The sequence below is a fragment of the Mesorhizobium abyssinicae genome (assembly GCF_049887195.1).
GTDB lineage: Bacteria > Pseudomonadota > Alphaproteobacteria > Rhizobiales > Rhizobiaceae > Mesorhizobium > Mesorhizobium abyssinicae.
Genome location: NZ_JARAKC010000027.1, coordinates 37,171 through 53,917 on the forward strand (window position 1 = coordinate 37,171; position 16,747 = coordinate 53,917).

Below are 16,747 nucleotides of genomic sequence, written 5' to 3' on the forward strand. Positions count from 1 at the left end.
ATATGAGATATGTGAGGACGTTTCGAGAAAGATAATTGAGCTGCGAAAGCACAACATTAGGCGCTACAATCAGTTTCCTCTTTGCGTAACACCAATGATCATCATTTTGTCCTCTATCGCCTACTAGAAATGCTCGACGAAATGGGCGTTCGCAATCTTTCGATCTTCATCCCAGACCCGATTAACTTCTCCGCGGCTTTCCGCGTGCGCTTGATTCGCGTCTGGCGCATCGCTGACGATCTTAACTTCTTTTCACCATCGTGGATAAATTCTACAGGATTTGTGTTCGACTCCAACGATGGAAAAGCAAGGCGAGAAAACCATGTTGACACGAATAGCGGTACTGATGTCGCTATCTTCGTACGCGACGGTAATCCAATTCGCTTTCCCGATTTCCCTGAGCATCTTGATGTCCCCGGTAAGATCGAAATCATGCTGTGGAAGAATCCCGGGCTAAATGCTTGAACTGAACGCGAGATGGTGGCCCTCAGGCTTTAGGTGAACGACATTTTTTGATGAGTAGGCTTGGGGCGCCGGAGAGGCGCTACCACCACCGGAAATAGCGCGATGTCACTGCCTTGGCCGGTCAGCCGGGCGGGTCTGAAACTTAAGCTATTTCGCCAGGATGTGTCTGTTCAAAGAGACCGCCGTCCCAAACGCATAAGACCCAGCCGAAGCCGGTCTTGATATGCAGTGTCCATTACCGTGGTGTATAAGACCGCGAAGGCGGAAAGCTTCATGAAAACGCTGAAGCAGGAAGAGGTGCAAGGTCTCGCCTATAAGGACGCTGATGATGCCCGCAGGCCATCGGCGCCTTCATTGAGACCGTTTACAACACGCAGCGCCTGCCATTCGGCGCTCGATTATCTCACGCCGGAGGAATACGAACAGATGCATTCAGGTAGACGACGGAGGGGTCGGCTCCGGCAGGGGGCGAAATGACACTCTAAGCATGCACAGGGACTTCGACCTCAGTCGGATGGACCGTCGCCGACGGGAAGTGAATATGTTTCCCATTCGCTCTTAGGGATTTCCGGGCCCAGCGAGAATTCGAAGGCAACCACCCTTTCCAAATCCTGGGTTACCTCGCATTTGAATTTAATGTTGTACCAATGGCGCTTGCTTCTGAGCGCCGCGCCGTCCGCTCGGAGTGTAAGACCGGAAAGCTTTGTGTCGGCCATGGCGTAGGCAACGACGAAATCCGGCTGGAAGTCGGCCTTCCATATTTGGACCTGTTCCATGGCCTCGACGTTGCAGAGTTGGATAATACGATCATCAGTGCCCAGTAGTCTCAGCGCAACCAAAGCTTCCTTGCTTAGCGGGTCTGCCAGCACTTTCGCTGAGAATAACTCCTTGGCCCGAACCATACCATTTCCCTGAGGAACCAACTCGTTGGCTATCGCTGGTTTTGTGTCTTGCTCAGGTGCCCGGTCAATTGGTGTGGGCAATGCGATGGGCTTGCTGTCGCTTTGGGTAACAGCAGGCTGTGCGGTTGCTGCAGCTTGCTGTTCACTCAGGATTTCGACGGTGATGCTTTGTCCGGTTGGCGGAGGCGGCGATTTCCTAGTTGGCAGGAATCCAACGGCTAAGACGACGATCAGGTGCAACGTCATCCAGATTGCAAGGCTCAGCGCTATTGCGTTAGGGGCATACCGGCCGTTTTTTTCGTGTATCGGCAAGGTTACAGCTCTGATGGCCGTGGACCTGGGCCAAGCTCAGATCGGCTAAAATGCTCTTTTCCACTTCCGAATAAAGCCGAGAAGAATGTCCTCCGGAGCTCGTCGCAATGGTCTCGTCGCCCAAACCGGCATCGGCAGCGAGCAGGATCTGGGCGCGCTTGAGCTTGCGCGCCGAATGCTTGCGGCTTCGCAGCATGGCTGTGAGTTCGTCGCCTCGGGTTGATCGAGATCGACGGGATAGCGTACATTCATCCGGATGGTCTCCTTCGGTTGGGGAGGTTCCGGAAGAAGAATGAATCAATTACTTGAAGGACAGCCGCCCAGCCCAACCCCGCTTCACCGAAAAGCAGGGACAGCATCTCGCCTTCATCGGGACCTACGGCCTGGCTCAACGGGCGCTCGCCGGCCGAATGCGACATGCAGCGCTTTTTCGGCGCCACCGCGCCTTCCGTCCATCAGATGGTGCTGACCCCCTCGAGCACGCGGGATTGATCCGTAGGCAACCGGGCCTCGCGCGCAGCATTGAACTGCTCGTCGAACCCGATAGCCTGCCAGGTTACAACCCATCGAAATCGTCAAATCCTATTGCAGAGGTACTACTTGGCGTCCTCCCGGCGGTGTCCGATCCGCGTTGTAGCGCAGTGAAATGGCTTCGATCGCGGCCTCTGCCGGACCGGTGAAGTCGATCAGCAGGTTCGCGAACTGATGTATGTTTGCGTGGCCCGGTTCTGAAGATGCCAAGGGCTCCGGATAGAGCCCTCGGCCGATGCCAAGGGGACCTTCCATCTAGTTTCCGGCAAGATCATGCCGCCTTGGCGTCGGTCAGCGCCTTCTCCAAGGCGTCCGTGATCGGCTTGGTGACGTCGGCCACTGCTTTGGTGCTGAGCGCCTGGAATTCCTTGGCCTGCTGCACATACATTTCGACCCGCTTGCGCCAGAAGCCCGACTGCAGCGCGATAACTTGGGACGGCAACTTGGCGCCAACCAACGCATGTAGATGCGAGAGGTCTGCCTCGGCATTGGCGCGCATTCCAGCGATCGTCTTCAGCGAAAGTTCGGCACCGACCGCTTTTGTGTTTTCGAAGATGGAATCGAGCATTTTCCGGGCGTCTTCAGCACTCGACGCGAATTTGACAAGAGTTCCTGTCGACAGCTTGCCCGCCTTTTCGGCGACTGCACGCATCTGATCGATGGCTTTGGCAGGGTCTAATGCCGGGAATTGGATAGTTCCGACGTCTTGATCTTCGGTCTTGGCCATTTCGCTATCCTTCTGATCGACGATCTCTCTGATGTGCGCATTCTCTTTTTGCATTGCACGAGGGCTCCTTTTGCGCTTGGCAAGCCACCACCGGGTTTTCGTTCGCCAGCCGTTATCGTCTCTACTGTTGCTCACTAGGACGGCGATAACGCGCGTTTGCCGAGAGCAAAAGGACGTCTGAACTGTAGCACAGTATATAATCATACAAATAATTTGATTTGTTAATATTATATTACATTTTGGCCTGTGCGCTTTACATTTTTGATGCATTTATGCTTTTGCCATAGCGGAAAGCGATCTGAACGCGCTGTTGCAGCCGGGGCCAATCACTGCTACCCGGGTCGCGCTGGTCATAACGGGGTTTTACTCATGCACAGCGGGAACAGTCATCGTGGACACTCCATTCTACTTCGGTCGCGTCACTTGTTGACCAGCTTGGGCGGGGGCGTCAGCACCAGCATCGCGCCGGCCAGGAGGATGGTGGCGAGCGCGTACATGGCGACGTGCGTCGTCCCGGTCAGATCGTGAGGTAGCCCGCAAGGCTGACGAAGCCGGCCAGATTTCCTACCGAATTGATCAGTGCAATGCCCGCTGCGGCACCGGTTCCCGTAAGAAAGGCTGTCGGGCTTTTGAGGTCGGCGTTTCGTACCAGAACGTGACGGATGTCGGTCTTGCGTGCCGACTTCCACCTCTCGACCAGATCCACGATTGCGATCTTCATCGACTTCTTGCGTCTTGAGACAGGATGGATCTTGCGACGGGGCGAAAAACAGCCTCCTCACGGGTTCGAAATAGGTTTCGTCAGCTCAAACACTCTTGCCCTCGCCACGACTTGAACCAGACGATTTATATTAACGGCTTGGCATGCCAGACGTTCGCAGTCTTGTCGCGAGCCGATCGAATTTGCCCGATCGGTTAAGCGGCAACACACCAAGATCGGGACGCTCGAAAGCCGTCATGAAGAACTGCCCCCACCTTCGGGTTCACCAAAGGGGGCAGTTCGGGATAGCGTTTGACACCGTGGCCTTCGACTCGTTGGGGCGCTTCGTGGGTATTCAAATGTCAGGAGTTTCGGACGCGCGAATTCACCATCGCAAATGGACAGTTCGAAATACCTCGCCTTTGGAACCGGATTTTGATTCACTCGGCGCGTTGATTTGCGTGGAGGCAGTGGATGCGGGGACAGGCTGGTTTCTGGGACATTGACGAGCGCTATTTGCGGCTGAGTGAGGCCGGCGATCCGTTGGGGAAGCTGAACGCGGTAGTGCCGTGGGAGGTTTTCCGCAAGCCGCTCGGCAAGGCGCTGAAGCGCTCCGATGGTACGAAGGGTGGCCGACCACCTTACGATCCGGTGATGATGTTCAAGATCATGGTTTTGCAGGCGCTCTACGGCCTGTCTGACGAGCAGGCCGAGTTCCAGATCCAGGACCGGCTATCCTTCATGCGCTTCCTCGGGCTGGGGCTCGGCGACAGGGTGCCGGACGCCAAGACGATCTGGCTGTTCCGGGAGCATCTCACACAGGCCGGCGCGGTGGACAAGCTGTTCGCCCGTTTCGACAAGCACCTCGGCGAGGCCGGCTACCTGGCGATGGGCGGGCAGATTGTTGATGCCACCATCGTGGCGGCGCCCAAGCAGCGCAACACCGACGCCGAGAAGACTGACATCAAGGCGGGCAAGGTTCCGCACCAGTGGAAGAACAAGCCCGCCAAGCTGCGCCAGAAGGACCGTGACGCGCGTTGGACGGTGAAGTTCTCGAAGGCCAAGATGGCCGGGGACGGAAAGGCGCAGCAGCGCGACATCGCCATTCCCGCCTTCGGCTACAAGAACCACGCTGCGATCGATTGTCGGCATGGCTTCATCCGCGGCTGGAACGTCACGAGCGCGGCGGCCTATGATGGCGCGCAGCTTCGCAATGTCCTCAACCGCGCCAACACCGGTTCGACTGTCTGGGCCGACACGGCCTATCGCTCGAAAAAGAACGAGGAGTGGCTGGAGAAGAACGGCTACGTCTCTGACATCCACCAGAAGAAACCGAAAGGTCGGCCCATGAGCGAGGCGACGTCGCGGGCCAATGGGCGGAGATCGAAAACCCGCGCATTCGTCGAACACGTCTTCGCGCAGCAGAAATCCAGGATGGGCCTGTTCGTGCGCACGATCGGCATCGCGCGGGCCAGGATCAAGATCGGCATGGCCAACCTCGCCTACAATCTCACCCGCTTCGTATGGCACCAGGGGCGAACTGCGCTCGCATGACGGCGAAGGCGGCGAAAACCGCTGACGCAACGACGAAGTCAATCGGCCATCCACCCAGGCAAGGGGCGAAAACCTTGTTTAGAGTTAGATTCGGCCAACAGCGCGCGTTTTGCGCACCTTGCCGTTCAAAAGCCGCGGTAAATCGATCTGTCCAAATGCTGATCAAGTTTCCGCTCTGTACGTTGTCCGCTGATTTGGATGGTGCCGTCCGATTTCGCGGGCTGCGAGACGAGCAGTGACAAATCACGCCGTCACCGCCGCAGGATGACAGGAGAACAGTCAGAGTTTAGGTCCGCCTGACACGGAGCCGCCGCTACCATCACCGTCGTCATCTTCTGGACGCGGTAAACGAAGCCTGATCGCTTCTCGGTCGCCGACTTCTGGGCGAACAAAAGCATTTGTTTTTGTGAGAAAGGAGGTTGCCTTCTGGAGAGTGGACCAATTGATCGCGTGAACGTAACGCTGTGCGAATTCAAGCGTTCTGATGAGAGCGCTGGGATCACCTGCATTGGTTGTCATCCGAAGCCCTTCGAGGTAGTTCGAACGGTAGACAGTCGGGATGATAATCCGTGTTTCCTTTGATGTCGTCAGCTCTGCATTCATCATGATCCGGGCGGTTCTGCCATTTCCATCGTGGAATGGATGGACCTCGGCGACCAAGAACATCATGAAGATCGCCCGGTCCATCGGGCTATCGAGACGTTGATGGATTTTGAAGCCCTCCTTCAGCGTGCCGATGACATCCTCTGGCTTCACAAAGGTCACCATCCCAAATCTGTTTTCTTTTGTCTTGAATTGGCCTGGTGATTTCTCCGGCCTCGCATTCATGATCCGCTTGTTGCGCTCCTTCAGAAGTTCGATGAAGTCATCAAAATTGTTTGGAACGCGGCCATTGTCATTCGAATCTGAGATAGCTTCGAACGTGCCCACAATATCATGAGCATCGGCAGGCCGCTCGTTAGGGATAGCTCCATTGAAGACGATATCTTCGGCCTCATTTAGTTCGAATTCTGTGCCTTCGATGAAGTTGGAGAAGTATGCCTCGAAAAAGGCCTGATTGATCTTGCCTTCATGGCTGAGAGTGGACAGCAGTGGAGCTTGGGGCGCCCTGCCTCTGAGAAGGTCGTAAACCTTATTGAACAGATCGATGCGTTGTGGATCGTAGGGTTCGCCGGAGACATGAGCAGGCACGGCTGGCGCCGACAGTTTGGCTTCTTGCGTACCGATCAGGGCGCCGATCATAGAACCCAGCTGCCTGGCTTCATCGATCAATCCGAGTTCGCTCCCGACCTTCTTGATCTGATCGCGTAAGATATTGATGCCCGTCTCGCCACCAGTGCGATAATGTGTGAGAAGGTGGGTTTCGATCTCGCTACGCGATGCTGTTCTTGCGATCCCGCTTCTTGAGCGAGACGGTACCATGTTTTCCACAAACGTGCGGGCTAGTGACGTGCAATACAGATTGACGCGCATCGGGTAGTCGCCCTCTATTCTGTCGTGCCCCTTGCGTGACCGGATAACGCACCCCGGCAATTCGACATCACGCTTGGTTTTGGCGATCAGGAACACAGAGCCGTCGCTGGCAGGCTTCTGTTCTAGGGCGGTTCGATCTGCTACAATTGCATCTGGGAAATAGAGAGGGACGATCTTCCAGATATTACGCCGGACGAGAGCCGTCCGGTCTTCGAACATGTGGGTCGTGTAGAGGCGGCTTCCGATCTCGCGTAGCTTCCCCGCCTCTGCAGCACGCGAGACTTTTAAGGAATTCTCCTTTGTCGACAGCACAAACTCAGGGAAGTCGCTCATTCCTGCCCCATTAAGGTTTGAGACAGCGGCATTTTGAAAACAATTCCGACTTAACCGCCTGTCGTCGAAAACTTTTCGCACTTAACGTATTGAAAGGGGGCGGGAAGAAGCCGAAATGAAAATAATCGAGAGTTAATGGCGTAGATTCGAAAACTTTTCCGACATAAGAAGCCTGCGAAGTCAGGCGAGCCCGGATAGGGGCCATAGGTGCCGTCAGGGGGAGGCGTGACGCGTCACTAATTCGCGCTCACGCATCGCTTCTCATCACTTGCTCGCATGAAGGCTGCTCGGAAAGCCGTGTCGAGTTGTTCCGCTTCTGCTTGCGCCGGCAGCGCCATCAGGCATCGTGAAGGGGGTCCAATTGAATGGAGAGTGCGGATGGATGCGGCGGCCGATACCGTGTTGGGCAAAACCCCGGAAAACGATGATGGAGTCGCGCTGGGCGCGATGCTGCGTGCTGAAGGACGCGGCTCTTACGACGTGCTCGCAAGTTTCATGGGCCGCCTTGGTTCAAGGCTGTCTGTATCGCCGCTCGAGGAAATAAGGACGGCTTACCGCGAACTGACCGAAAGGGCGGCCAAGGCATTAGAGCACGAGGCAAAATATGGCCGTCGCTCGCTGATGAAATGGGACCATCCGGACAACGTCAAGTGCGTCAGGATTGGGCTGATCAAGCTCAATGCAGATGATCGGCGGGCTTTCGAGGCAGCCAACGGTTTCGTCTAGCGGGGCTCGAATCCAGGCCGACCAGGATTGCGTTGTTTCCAGTGCTCTTCCGCCTTGTCAGCGGCATCTTCGGGTGAATCGAAAACTCCCGGGATAGGATTGCCGAATCGTCGAAGACAAGGTACCAGACGTCGCCGAATTCATCCTCCATTTCCAAGAGGGAGTAACCGTGCGCAAGAGCGCTGTACTTGGTGCGGTTGAAGCGGTTTTGCCTGAGCCACATCTGATCGGGATGCAGCATTCCCGAGAATCCGGGCGAAAGAAGTCCGTTTCGGTCGAGCGGTACGGGCAGTTTCTGCTGGGAGTCGTCGGCTTCCATGGCTCACCCCTTTCGTCTGGGCCTATAACTGATTCCTTGCCTTTCTCAGCTACGCATCGGTCCTTATCGGGTTGATCCATAGGGAAGATCGGACCTCCGATAGAGCGTCTGCTTCAGTTCCTCAGGATCGCCGACTGGAGCGACTCCTGCTGCTACGAGGGCCTTCTTCACCCGCGCGAAATGCTCGCCCCGTTCCCGCGCCAACGCGTGCAGTGACACGTATTCCCTCTGGTACCGTTCGAGCTCGTCTTTCCGGACAATCGGCTGCATCCATCCGGTGACGGGGTTCTTCACCGTGACGGTCGTGATGAGCCCCTTATCGACGAGTGCCTTCACAGCGTAGGCTTGCGCGGCTGTCATGTTCATCGTCGCCTTCAATTGCATCGCGAGGGTGGCCACCTGTGCAGGGTCAACAACCACGCGGTGACCCCTGAGCCGGACCGGGCCCTGACTAGCAAGCCCCGTCCTCTCCAACGCCTTGCGCAGCCGTTTGGGATGAACCGAGAACTCCTGTGCAGCCGTGTGGACAGAATGGAGTCGACGGGTACCGACATCGCGCCCGAACAAGACATTGCCTGGACCGAGTGCGAGCGTATCGAGAGCATGATCGATGATGATGCTACGCACAGCCACGAGGTCGCGAAGGCGACACCAGCCGTGCAAGCTGTCGGCAAGTCCGGCGACCACCGCATCGGCCTTCTCGCAGAGGAGCCGACGAGCGCGAAGCAGGAGCTTCGCGTCCGCCACGTCATCCGGGTGAATGTGATCCTCGGTCCAGACCAGATAGACGTCTGCAACCGTCTTCCCGTGCTGTTGCTGGATGAGCCGCTGGACTTGAAGGATTCCCGATTTGACGACGTTGCTTTTCGGCTTCACGTCAACGGCTGCGCGGGTGCCGTCGACGAGGTCCACGAAAGCGTCAAAGGTGTGCATGGCGAGCCTCCCATTTTCATCCAAGTATTCGACCGGAGGCGGCTGATCGAGGTAATCATCGACCAGGCTACTGGCCAGCGAGAGGTAGATGAAGCCGCGCTCCTCCTTGCTCTCGTAGACGAACTCCCGATTCCGGGCATGGTCGACCACGGTTCCCCGGTAGGATGCCGTGGAGCGCAAGGGCATCCCGCCCTCCACAGTTTCCCCCTTCTTAGCAGCGGGACGCGACAGCTTCCGCGACGCGCGGGTGGGCTCCGGAGGAGTCCACTCCCGCGCAGCAGCCGTCAGCTCGCTATTTGCAAGCTCCTTCTGGCGGCAGCGCCGTCACGCTCCTTGGGGCGAAGCACTGCTGCCGAGGACTGCCAGTCCGGCCGGAGTTCCTCCCGCAGCGGAGCGCGCGGAACGAATCGGTTGGTTGCAATTTTCTTGCGCATGGTGAGCCCTCCTTTTGTGCGCGCGCCGACAGCGTTCCACTGGCGGGCGCCGTGGCGGTTGACAGTTCCTGGGAGGATCAGGAAGCCGGAGCGAGGGTTCTCCGGCACAACATACCGGAGGCCTCAGCCCCGTGCTTCGCGGCCGTCCCGCGTCGCTATCGATATGCGTGTTGCAAGCATCAGTTTGTCCTCAATTGCCCAGCTTGCGCCAGGGAAGGCGGCATATAGGGTGCGGATCCTTCGAAAGGGTAAACGGCGAGATTCAAATTTGCTCGGATCCGAACTATTTCGATCGCAATACGATTACGTTCAGTTCGCGCCATGGGAGGTCCGAGGTTCATTGTCCGAAGTTGTCGTACGTGTTCGCTACGGCGCTTTTCCTGTCGGGCAGTAGCGCAGCCCGGTAGCGATTAAGCGTCTATGATTAGCTTCCTGCCTGAAGGCCCATCGTGTGGCACCGCACCGTTCCGCAGTTAGCGGAGTTGATCGGAGCGAAATCAGGTGGTTAACGGCTTGCCACTAGGCAGCAAGGGCCGCAGCCATCCTGCGACATTGGTCAAGTCCATCGTGATGGATATTGGCTCCGAAATCGTTGAACCCGAAGAGCCGCAGATGATGCCTGAGTTGCGTACTTCGTGCAGGTCTGTCAACGACGATTCCCTGGTGGAGCGGCTTCGCAGAAACGCGGAGGTTCATCGAGCGAAGTGGAGAAGCTGGCACGATACCCCGTCAAAACGTCTTTCGATGAAAGTGACCCCACGCGTTGGCGACGAGTTTGACGAACTCGTCAAGAAAAGTGCGTTGAACAAGACGCAGCGACTTCCGAAGGAACACGCCGGCAGAAGGATCAATTCTGTAGGACGCCAGGTCCAACGTATCCATAAACGGCGCGGCCATAATGACTTCCAGTGGCCTGGAGGCAATCTCACGAGCAACTCGGATTGGGGCTGCTGTGTCACCGTTGAGCGTGCTCGCTCAGAGATGCCTAAAGATCTACGAACCTACAATCTTGGCCAACATCCCTATCCCTCTAGGGAAATGCCGGGGATTTCGTTGGAGATAAGGTGCATAGAACCCCGACATCAGCAGCGGATGATCGGGAGGCAACGCAGGGAAGGCTCCGATCAGTTTTCGGCAACTTGCTGCCGAACAAAGGCAGTTTGATACCCCGATGCACTCGGTCTCCGTGGTGGCGTAGTCCCAGGTGACCTCGACCTGAGGTGAGATTTCTCGAATTGCGATGAAATCATAGGCGCCGAAGCGATTAGGCACAATGGCGAGATTGGGATCACAAGAGTGATTCGAGTATTTCGCCGGCTCGTCAAATATCGCGTGAACGTTCCAGTCCATCTGAATTGAGTATATCGCCCGTTCTTTTTCCCAGCGATGGATTAGCCCAATCATAACAATCTCTCCAGGCAAGAAGCGACGGGCAGCGAAGACGCCGCGCCCCCTCTCGTCGCCTGTGTCGCGGACGGTCACGTTCCGAACATTGATCCGCCTCGCGCAGCCGATGTCGTCTGCTAAAATAGAGGTGCATTTCGTCCGACGCGGATTTGGTACGTTACGATTCTTCATCACGGCACTTCAAATTAGGCGCTGGTCTGCTCTAGTGAAACGATCAGTTAGCGTAAACAGCATCTCAAGTTCCGTGCCAGTCTATGCTTCGCCTTGGAAAAAAGGCCCCTTTGCATCGGCTTCGCCCTTTTTTGCCCGACGTAGGCTGGCAAAGGGCTCGGCAGTAGGGTTGAAAACGCGACAATAATGTCGGAAAACGTCGATCGAGCTGTCTGTGCACTTAGAATGGCCGAAGAGCGAAAAGCGCGTTCGACCAAACGAATTCAATGCTGCAGTTCGCACGCCGCTGACGCGTTCTTCAGGAGGTGCGGCTGGTGTGACGCCGCCCCCGACAGCCGGAGAAAGAAAGATGCTGACCGCTGTCTGGTGATCAACGCCCGAAAATCTCAGTCAAGTAGTCAATGAAAACTCGAACCTTCTGCGGCGTGTGCCGCCGTTGAGGATAAAAGGCGTAAATTGGCTGGTCCACGGGTTCGTAGTTTGGCGGGAGCTGCACCAGGCGGTTTTCTGCAAGGTCCTTTGCAACCATAAGATCCGCTAGCAAGGAATAACCGTAGCCTGTCAGGCACGCATTCTTCACGGCGCGGGCGGAGTTCATTGTAAAGTGTTGCCCTACTTCAAAATCGACAATTTTTCCTAAATGTCTAAACTGGTGTATTCCGCCCCATTCTCCGCTTATTTGCGTGACCGATGGGTAGCGTCTGATTTCGTCGAATGAGTTCGGCATAACAAACCTTCTGCAAAACCCGTGAGACGCGACAAATTCTATCTTTGCGAAGAAATCTTCTGCGCAATCATAGACGAATTGCTTAATGGGCCGACTCGAATTGCTACATCGCAATGCTCTTCAATAAGATCAACAAAACGGTTGCCAAGCGCAAGGGAGATGCCTACTTGGGGGATTCTTTGCAAAAACTCAGGCAGCGCTGGCGCTAGGCATTCGTTGCCAAAAGCCGTAACGCACGACACACGCAGTTGCCCTCGCGGGGTGTCGTGGCGCTCGCGGAACCACGCTTCGCATGTTGTCTAGCTCCTCAAGTATGCCGGAACTTTTTTGCACAAACTCCAGACAAGCCTCCGTCAGATTGAGTTGACGGGTCGTGCGGTTGAAGAGGCGCACCCCTAAATCGGCCTCCAGCTCAGCCATAATCCGGCTCACTGACGGCGCAGAAAGCCTCAACCCCCTGCTTGCTGCGGTAAAACTGCCGAGGCGCGCGACTTCGATGGCGATGCGCATTGCCGTGATTATGTCCACCGGTCACTCTTGCAAAATGCAAAACAATGCATCTCAGATCGAGCGTATTATCACGGAATGCAATCTATTGCATAAGAGGAAAAGCAGCTCGGTGCATCAGAGGAAGAAAGCCGCGACATAGACCATCAGTGGGAAGCCGAACCAGCGCACCGTAAGCAATCCGCGGAAGGCAGCATCGCTGACCTTCACGATATCACCGCCGGTCCATTGGCGTCGCAGGCGATGGCGCAATTGCCGTTGTTCTTGGCAAGAAACGCCTTGATGTCAGCGAGCGACTTTTGATGTGGCGGTCTTAGGCGATCCAACTGAAGGCGCCGACGGCCACGATCAGCGGGAAAACATACCAGAAGAAGATATCGAACGTGATGGCGCAAGCTCCTGAGAACGCGTCTCGCGTTTAATGTAGGGCAACCGCGGCCAAAAGCCACGACAATGCTCTTAAGAGACCCACGGCCTGCTACCGAGTACGCGGTGAGGGCTCTACAGCACAATTCTGAGTGCGTTGCCGCATCGCGGTCGTTCTCGACCTTGGCTGACCGATGCAAGCGAAAAAGCCCTTCGAGGGCCGGCGTCGTCGGGATGTTTCGCTGATGTTGCGAAAAGAGGAGATTGGTATCCGCCAGAACGGTCGGCCTGTCGTCAGATCGCTGGCTCCGATCCAATGCCTCCGATCCCCTCGAAGTCCTGATAAATCTCGGTCATAAGGCGATTCTGCTCGTCCTCCTTGGTCTTCAGGCTAAGGACATTAGCGAGGGTGCAGCGCCTGTGAGTGCCGACATAGTGGAATGGCAGCTGCCCATCTTTCATCCGACGATAGACCCAGAATCTTGCCCGCCTGGCTAGGTGACAGTTCCGTTCCAAGCGGTCCGTAAGCAACGCCGCTCCGCTCCAGAGCTGTATTCAAAAATCTGGCGAGCACCGAAGCGATCTGTGGGTCGAGGGTTACCGGAACGCGCTTCTTCGCCTTTCCCAGTTCCCGCAACGAACCCAACGCGTCTTCCGCAGCGCGGCGAAGCCGACCGTCGAAGCTTTCGAAATTCAGATGTGCAGTTTCCATGGCAATCCTCAATCATCTGAAATAAGTGAAACGAGTGAGAAGGGCAACTGCCCATCGCCGGAATGCCAGACCAGTGCGATCTTCATTGTTGCTGTCTCCCCACCCCTGGAACAGGGCCCTGCGCCTCGATTTATTGCACGTTGCGGAACGACATACCGCAGTGAGTCGTCCCTGGCATTCCCAATGGGTACCATCGGTTGACTATGCCGACTTATGCCCCGGGCGGACGCACGAAACCTGGCGTGCCTTAGCCGAAGCGGTTCGGACCGCAACGTCTCCTTATTCTGCGGCGACCTCCGCCATCATCCTGACCAAGAGCACGGTGAAGTCGGAGTCATGGCCGCTCTCGCTCTCAAGCACGCTGAAGTAGACGACGACAGTGCCCGTTTCAGGGTTCGCAAGCAGGAACTGGCCGCCGGAGCCGCCGTGCCCGAGCCAGACACCATCGGTAAATAGGTGGCGGCTGTAGCGAAGCCACTCTAAAGGCGGCCTCTTGGAAGGTCCCGGATTCCTCCGGACGTCTTCGATGAAATCAGCGTCCCCCAAGTTACGACCGTCGAGACCCGCGCCCATGCGAGCGAATAGCAGCCCGTAACGCGCCAAGTCGCACGCAGAGAGGCAGGCGCCCCCGGACATCTCCGGAACGCCCTCGCGATCACAAACGATATGCAAACGTCCCTCGAGTCCGGCCGCTTCCACGATCTCGATCAACCAATCACGCAGTGAGCGACCGCTGACACGCTCGATGATCCATCCGAGAACCTCACTGTTGGCCGACTTGTAAAGCTCGTACCCGGTGCGATTTATTAGGTCGTGCCCGGTGATGCCGCTGACCCAAGAGCGGAACGTCTCTTCCTTGCCACCCTCCGGCGGAAGAACGAACCCCGAGACGGCATAGTTCCACGTTGAGAAAGGGGCACCGTACTCATCGTAGTCATTGGCGACGTTCATGTCAGCAAGCGCTCCGACAGTCGCCTTCGCATATCCCGAGCCGATCTCAGGCAGATAGGTTGTGACTCGATCATCGAGGCTGACCAAGCCGTCGGCCACCAAGCGACCTAGCATCAGATTGAGCATCGTCTTGGTGATCGACATGAGGGGATGCGGCTGATCAGGGCCGAAGTCCCGCGCATAGGCCTCATACAGGATGCGGTCGTCGCGCACAACGACGAAGGCTGAGAAATGCGGCACGGCGAGGAAGCGTGCCACGTTCGGCCGGTCACCAATCTTCCAGTTGATTTGCTTTCTCAGCGGCAACACCCGCGGGGCACGCAGTGAGATGGTGTAACGGGCTATAGTGTGCAGATTATGGAAACCGCGGCGACGGTACTCTGGCACGTTCCAGCGGGGCGTTTGGTCGGACCCGGCGACAAGGTCGGGATTAACTATTGTGCTGAGTATCATAGACGGCACCTTCCTTTGATTTCTTTGACAACATCTTAAATGTTTCCAGCGCACAGAACGTCGCGGCGTCGAAACCGTGCGGAATGAGTGGATCTGGCAAAAAGCGCCGTCCAAGCATGAGCAGGGCGAGGCGGCTTTCATCAGGTCGTCGACCTGTAGGCGGCCATCAACCGCTTCCTCGCCGAGCATAATCCGACAACCCAACGCTTCACCTGGACCGCCGACCGGACAAAATCATGCCGCCGTCAAACGTGGGCACCAAGTGTTAGATTCAATCCACTACTATGGATAGCAACTACTGCTCGAAAAGCAGTGCCAAGGTGGAGCCAGCCGCGCGCTCGCAACTCGGCCTACATCCGATCACCAGATACAGGTCATTTAGGGCAACCTAACGCAATAAAAGGGGTAGAAGCACACAAACTGATCATCTATGTTCAAGCTCGGTGAGGATTTACTTTTAAAGATTATCCCGGACCCTGCGGGAGGTTTCCAGTCGTGCGAAGGCGAAATCCTTGCTTCATCTCGGAATTCGCTTGGAGTAGTCGTGAAAGACGAGACGCAGGTTGTAAGAAGAAAGACGGCCATTGCGAGCGTGCGGATCATGGGTCTTTCTCCTTTATGAGTTGTGATTGGATTTGACGCGCATGAGTTGTATGCAAAAATAGATATCGCCATTTTGCGAAGTCTGTAAGGCCGAAGCAACAGCCATGCCAACTTGGTGCGCGTTCAATTTCAACGCGTTGCGAAGTGTCGTGCCGTTGCCGACAAACGGCGCTGTCGTTCTCGGATTGCGTCCAGAAGTTTGGAGAGAGGCGCTCGAAATGTGCCGGCGCAAAGGGGCTGGAAAGCTCATTTCCCTCGTCATCAACGGGAGTGAACCTTCGTCGCTCGCAACTCCGTTGATTTCCGAGGGAGACTTCGCATCCAGGCAAGTCACGGAACTTCCTAACCTTCGGTATGTGCGGCTTTCCGGGGGGCGATGGCATAATCTCCATCTGCACTGAGTTACTGATCGCGACGACTATTTTTCCCGAGAACATGTGCGTTTCGGTCTCTGGCGTCGACGAGGTGCAATGGCGTGACTGCTTCGTGTGGGCAGCTTTTCGTTGTGCCCTTGAACCGCGCCAATTGCTGACTCTGCTTGGGATCGCGTGACGCAGAACTGCAGGCCGAGCACCTCGCGTCTGGAGCGAGCCGCCGGCGAGGCCATGAAACACAGGGGCGGCCCGGCGCAGCTCTTCCCGAGGGTGTGCTGCCCGAGGGTGGGACGAGCGGACCGAGCCGCAGGTGACCGATATCGCGGCTTAGCGCACCACAGCAAGACCGAAAAGGGTTTCAAGTGTAATAACCATGGAGTTTGACCGGCGTGCGCCCATTGCCGCATTCCGATTGATGTGATGGTTTCGGGCGCAGCGAGGAGTTCTTCCAAGCCTTGCAAGCGGCGTCGATGATGGCGTCGTAGTCGTCGAAGACGCGGTTTGAGAGCCAATTCTGCCGCAGATATTGCCGACGTTTTCGACCGGGTTCAGTTCCGGGGGTGCGCGAGGGCAGGAAGATCGCCGTCATGTTATTGGGCATCCTGAGATTGGCGGTGGTGTGGCCACAGCATTTTGTCCGCGTCCGATTGACGACAATCTGTGTTCAGATCCAGACCTCCTGGAGGTTAGGATCAAGCCGGCCAGGGGCAACCCTCCGATTTGGGGCCGCTGCTCACAACCCTTTTGGTGGCATGCCAATTGCATATTCATAGCCGTGATGCCGTGTTCCGACATGGCCCGTCGCGCAGTCTTTAGCCTAGGAGCTCACATGACATTCGTCCGAACGCAATACAGGCTGCGCATCCCATGGGGCGCCCCAGCTCCGTTGGATCTCGCTGCGATCAGACAGGATCGCCATCCCGCAGACCGCTTTCAGGCTGTCAGATAGGGCTGCCATAAGGGTTCTCGTAAAGCAAACATTCAGGAGAATTTATGACTCGACCACATGAATATCTGCTTCGCCGGCTCTCCCAATGGCACATAACACCAGATCCTCTTCAAATCCG

General features: G+C 56.5%; 17 protein-coding genes and 3 pseudogenes. 4 read left to right on the plus strand and 16 right to left on the minus strand.

Annotated elements, in window-relative coordinates:
* The first annotated feature begins 129 nt into the window (after positions 1 to 129).
* Together PU724_RS30125 and PU724_RS30130 are read left to right on the plus strand one after the other, a co-directional pair.
* Positions 130 to 465 carry a hypothetical protein gene (locus PU724_RS30125; protein ID WP_354425049.1) on the plus strand — a complete coding sequence of 112 codons (336 nt, stop codon included), beginning with the start codon at positions 130 to 132 and terminating at the stop codon, positions 463 to 465.
* Positions 466 to 693: 228 nt separating this feature from the next.
* Positions 694 to 942 (plus strand): hypothetical protein, encoded by a 249-nt coding sequence (locus PU724_RS30130; RefSeq protein WP_426213731.1) that lies wholly within the window; start codon positions 694 to 696, stop codon positions 940 to 942.
* A 29-nt stretch (positions 943 to 971) separates the two neighbouring features.
* Here the strand turns inward: PU724_RS30130 and PU724_RS30135 are convergent, their stop codons facing one another.
* The 4 genes and pseudogenes from PU724_RS30135 to PU724_RS30150 all read right to left on the minus strand — a co-directional run.
* Positions 972 to 1,613: a DUF930 domain-containing protein gene (locus tag PU724_RS30135; RefSeq protein WP_354425045.1), complete on the minus strand. Its 642-nt coding sequence runs from the start codon at positions 1,611 to 1,613 to the stop codon at positions 972 to 974.
* A gap of 28 nt (positions 1,614 to 1,641) precedes the next feature.
* The gene (locus PU724_RS30140; protein WP_426213732.1) at positions 1,642 to 1,875 is read right to left on the minus strand and encodes a hypothetical protein; all 234 of its coding nucleotides are present in this window, start codon (positions 1,873 to 1,875) and stop codon (positions 1,642 to 1,644) included.
* Between the two features lie 606 nt (positions 1,876 to 2,481).
* The gene (locus tag PU724_RS30145; protein ID WP_354425043.1) at positions 2,482 to 2,991 is read right to left on the minus strand and encodes a phasin; all 510 of its coding nucleotides are present in this window, start codon (positions 2,989 to 2,991) and stop codon (positions 2,482 to 2,484) included.
* Positions 2,992 to 3,356: 365 nt separating this feature from the next.
* Positions 3,357 to 3,562, minus strand: a pseudogene (locus tag PU724_RS30150) (MFS transporter); the annotation flags it as partial.
* 549 nt (positions 3,563 to 4,111) lie between these two features.
* Here PU724_RS30150 and PU724_RS30155 point away from each other — a divergent pair.
* Complete coding sequence (locus PU724_RS30155; protein WP_354425041.1) at positions 4,112 to 5,191, plus strand: IS5 family transposase; 1,080 nt, start codon at positions 4,112 to 4,114, stop codon at positions 5,189 to 5,191.
* 279 nt (positions 5,192 to 5,470) lie between these two features.
* On the opposite strand, the gene PU724_RS30160 is transcribed toward PU724_RS30155, so the two are convergent.
* A complete protein-coding gene (locus PU724_RS30160; RefSeq protein ID WP_354425039.1) occupies positions 5,471 to 6,997 on the minus strand; it encodes a Fic family protein in 1,527 nt (508 codons plus the stop codon).
* A gap of 378 nt (positions 6,998 to 7,375) precedes the next feature.
* Between PU724_RS30160 and PU724_RS30165 the strand changes: the two genes are divergently transcribed.
* Positions 7,376 to 7,723 carry a hypothetical protein gene (locus PU724_RS30165; protein WP_354425037.1) on the plus strand — a complete coding sequence of 116 codons (348 nt, stop codon included), beginning with the start codon at positions 7,376 to 7,378 and terminating at the stop codon, positions 7,721 to 7,723.
* Here PU724_RS30165 and PU724_RS30170 read toward each other — a convergent pair.
* The 11 genes and pseudogenes from PU724_RS30170 to PU724_RS30220 all read right to left on the minus strand — a co-directional run.
* Positions 7,674 to 8,042 carry a hypothetical protein gene (locus PU724_RS30170; RefSeq protein WP_354425035.1) on the minus strand — a complete coding sequence of 123 codons (369 nt, stop codon included), beginning with the start codon at positions 8,040 to 8,042 and terminating at the stop codon, positions 7,674 to 7,676. The genes PU724_RS30165 and PU724_RS30170 overlap by 50 nt on opposite strands.
* Before the next feature lie 63 nt (positions 8,043 to 8,105).
* Positions 8,106 to 9,161: a hypothetical protein gene (locus PU724_RS30175; RefSeq protein WP_354425033.1), complete on the minus strand. Its 1,056-nt coding sequence runs from the start codon at positions 9,159 to 9,161 to the stop codon at positions 8,106 to 8,108.
* A gap of 98 nt (positions 9,162 to 9,259) precedes the next feature.
* A complete protein-coding gene (locus tag PU724_RS30180; RefSeq protein ID WP_426213733.1) occupies positions 9,260 to 9,409 on the minus strand; it encodes a hypothetical protein in 150 nt (49 codons plus the stop codon).
* 993 nt (positions 9,410 to 10,402) lie between these two features.
* On the minus strand, positions 10,403 to 10,987 hold the full coding sequence (locus tag PU724_RS30185) for an SET domain-containing protein-lysine N-methyltransferase (protein ID WP_354425031.1): 585 nt from the start codon (positions 10,985 to 10,987) through the stop codon (positions 10,403 to 10,405).
* 370 nt (positions 10,988 to 11,357) lie between these two features.
* Entirely contained in the window at positions 11,358 to 11,714 is a 357-nt protein-coding gene (locus tag PU724_RS30190) for a LysR substrate-binding domain-containing protein (RefSeq protein WP_354425029.1), read from the minus strand.
* 38 nt (positions 11,715 to 11,752) lie between these two features.
* Positions 11,753 to 11,968 (minus strand): annotated as a pseudogene (locus PU724_RS30195) (LysR substrate-binding domain-containing protein); the annotation flags it as partial.
* Complete coding sequence (locus tag PU724_RS30200) at positions 11,904 to 12,224, minus strand: LysR family transcriptional regulator (RefSeq protein WP_354425122.1); 321 nt, start codon at positions 12,222 to 12,224, stop codon at positions 11,904 to 11,906. The pseudogene PU724_RS30195 and the gene PU724_RS30200, both read right to left, overlap by 65 nt.
* A 114-nt stretch (positions 12,225 to 12,338) precedes the next feature.
* Positions 12,339 to 12,473, minus strand: coding sequence for a hypothetical protein (locus PU724_RS30205; RefSeq protein WP_426213734.1), 135 nt, complete (start codon positions 12,471 to 12,473; stop codon positions 12,339 to 12,341).
* A 514-nt stretch (positions 12,474 to 12,987) separates the two neighbouring features.
* The gene (locus PU724_RS30210) at positions 12,988 to 13,299 is read right to left on the minus strand and encodes a hypothetical protein (RefSeq protein WP_354425027.1); all 312 of its coding nucleotides are present in this window, start codon (positions 13,297 to 13,299) and stop codon (positions 12,988 to 12,990) included.
* A gap of 279 nt (positions 13,300 to 13,578) precedes the next feature.
* The gene (locus tag PU724_RS30215; protein ID WP_354425025.1) at positions 13,579 to 14,703 is read right to left on the minus strand and encodes a serine hydrolase domain-containing protein; all 1,125 of its coding nucleotides are present in this window, start codon (positions 14,701 to 14,703) and stop codon (positions 13,579 to 13,581) included.
* A 1,357-nt stretch (positions 14,704 to 16,060) separates the two neighbouring features.
* Positions 16,061 to 16,302: pseudogene (locus PU724_RS30220) on the minus strand (transposase); the annotation flags it as partial.
* Positions 16,303 to 16,747 lie beyond the last annotated feature (445 nt).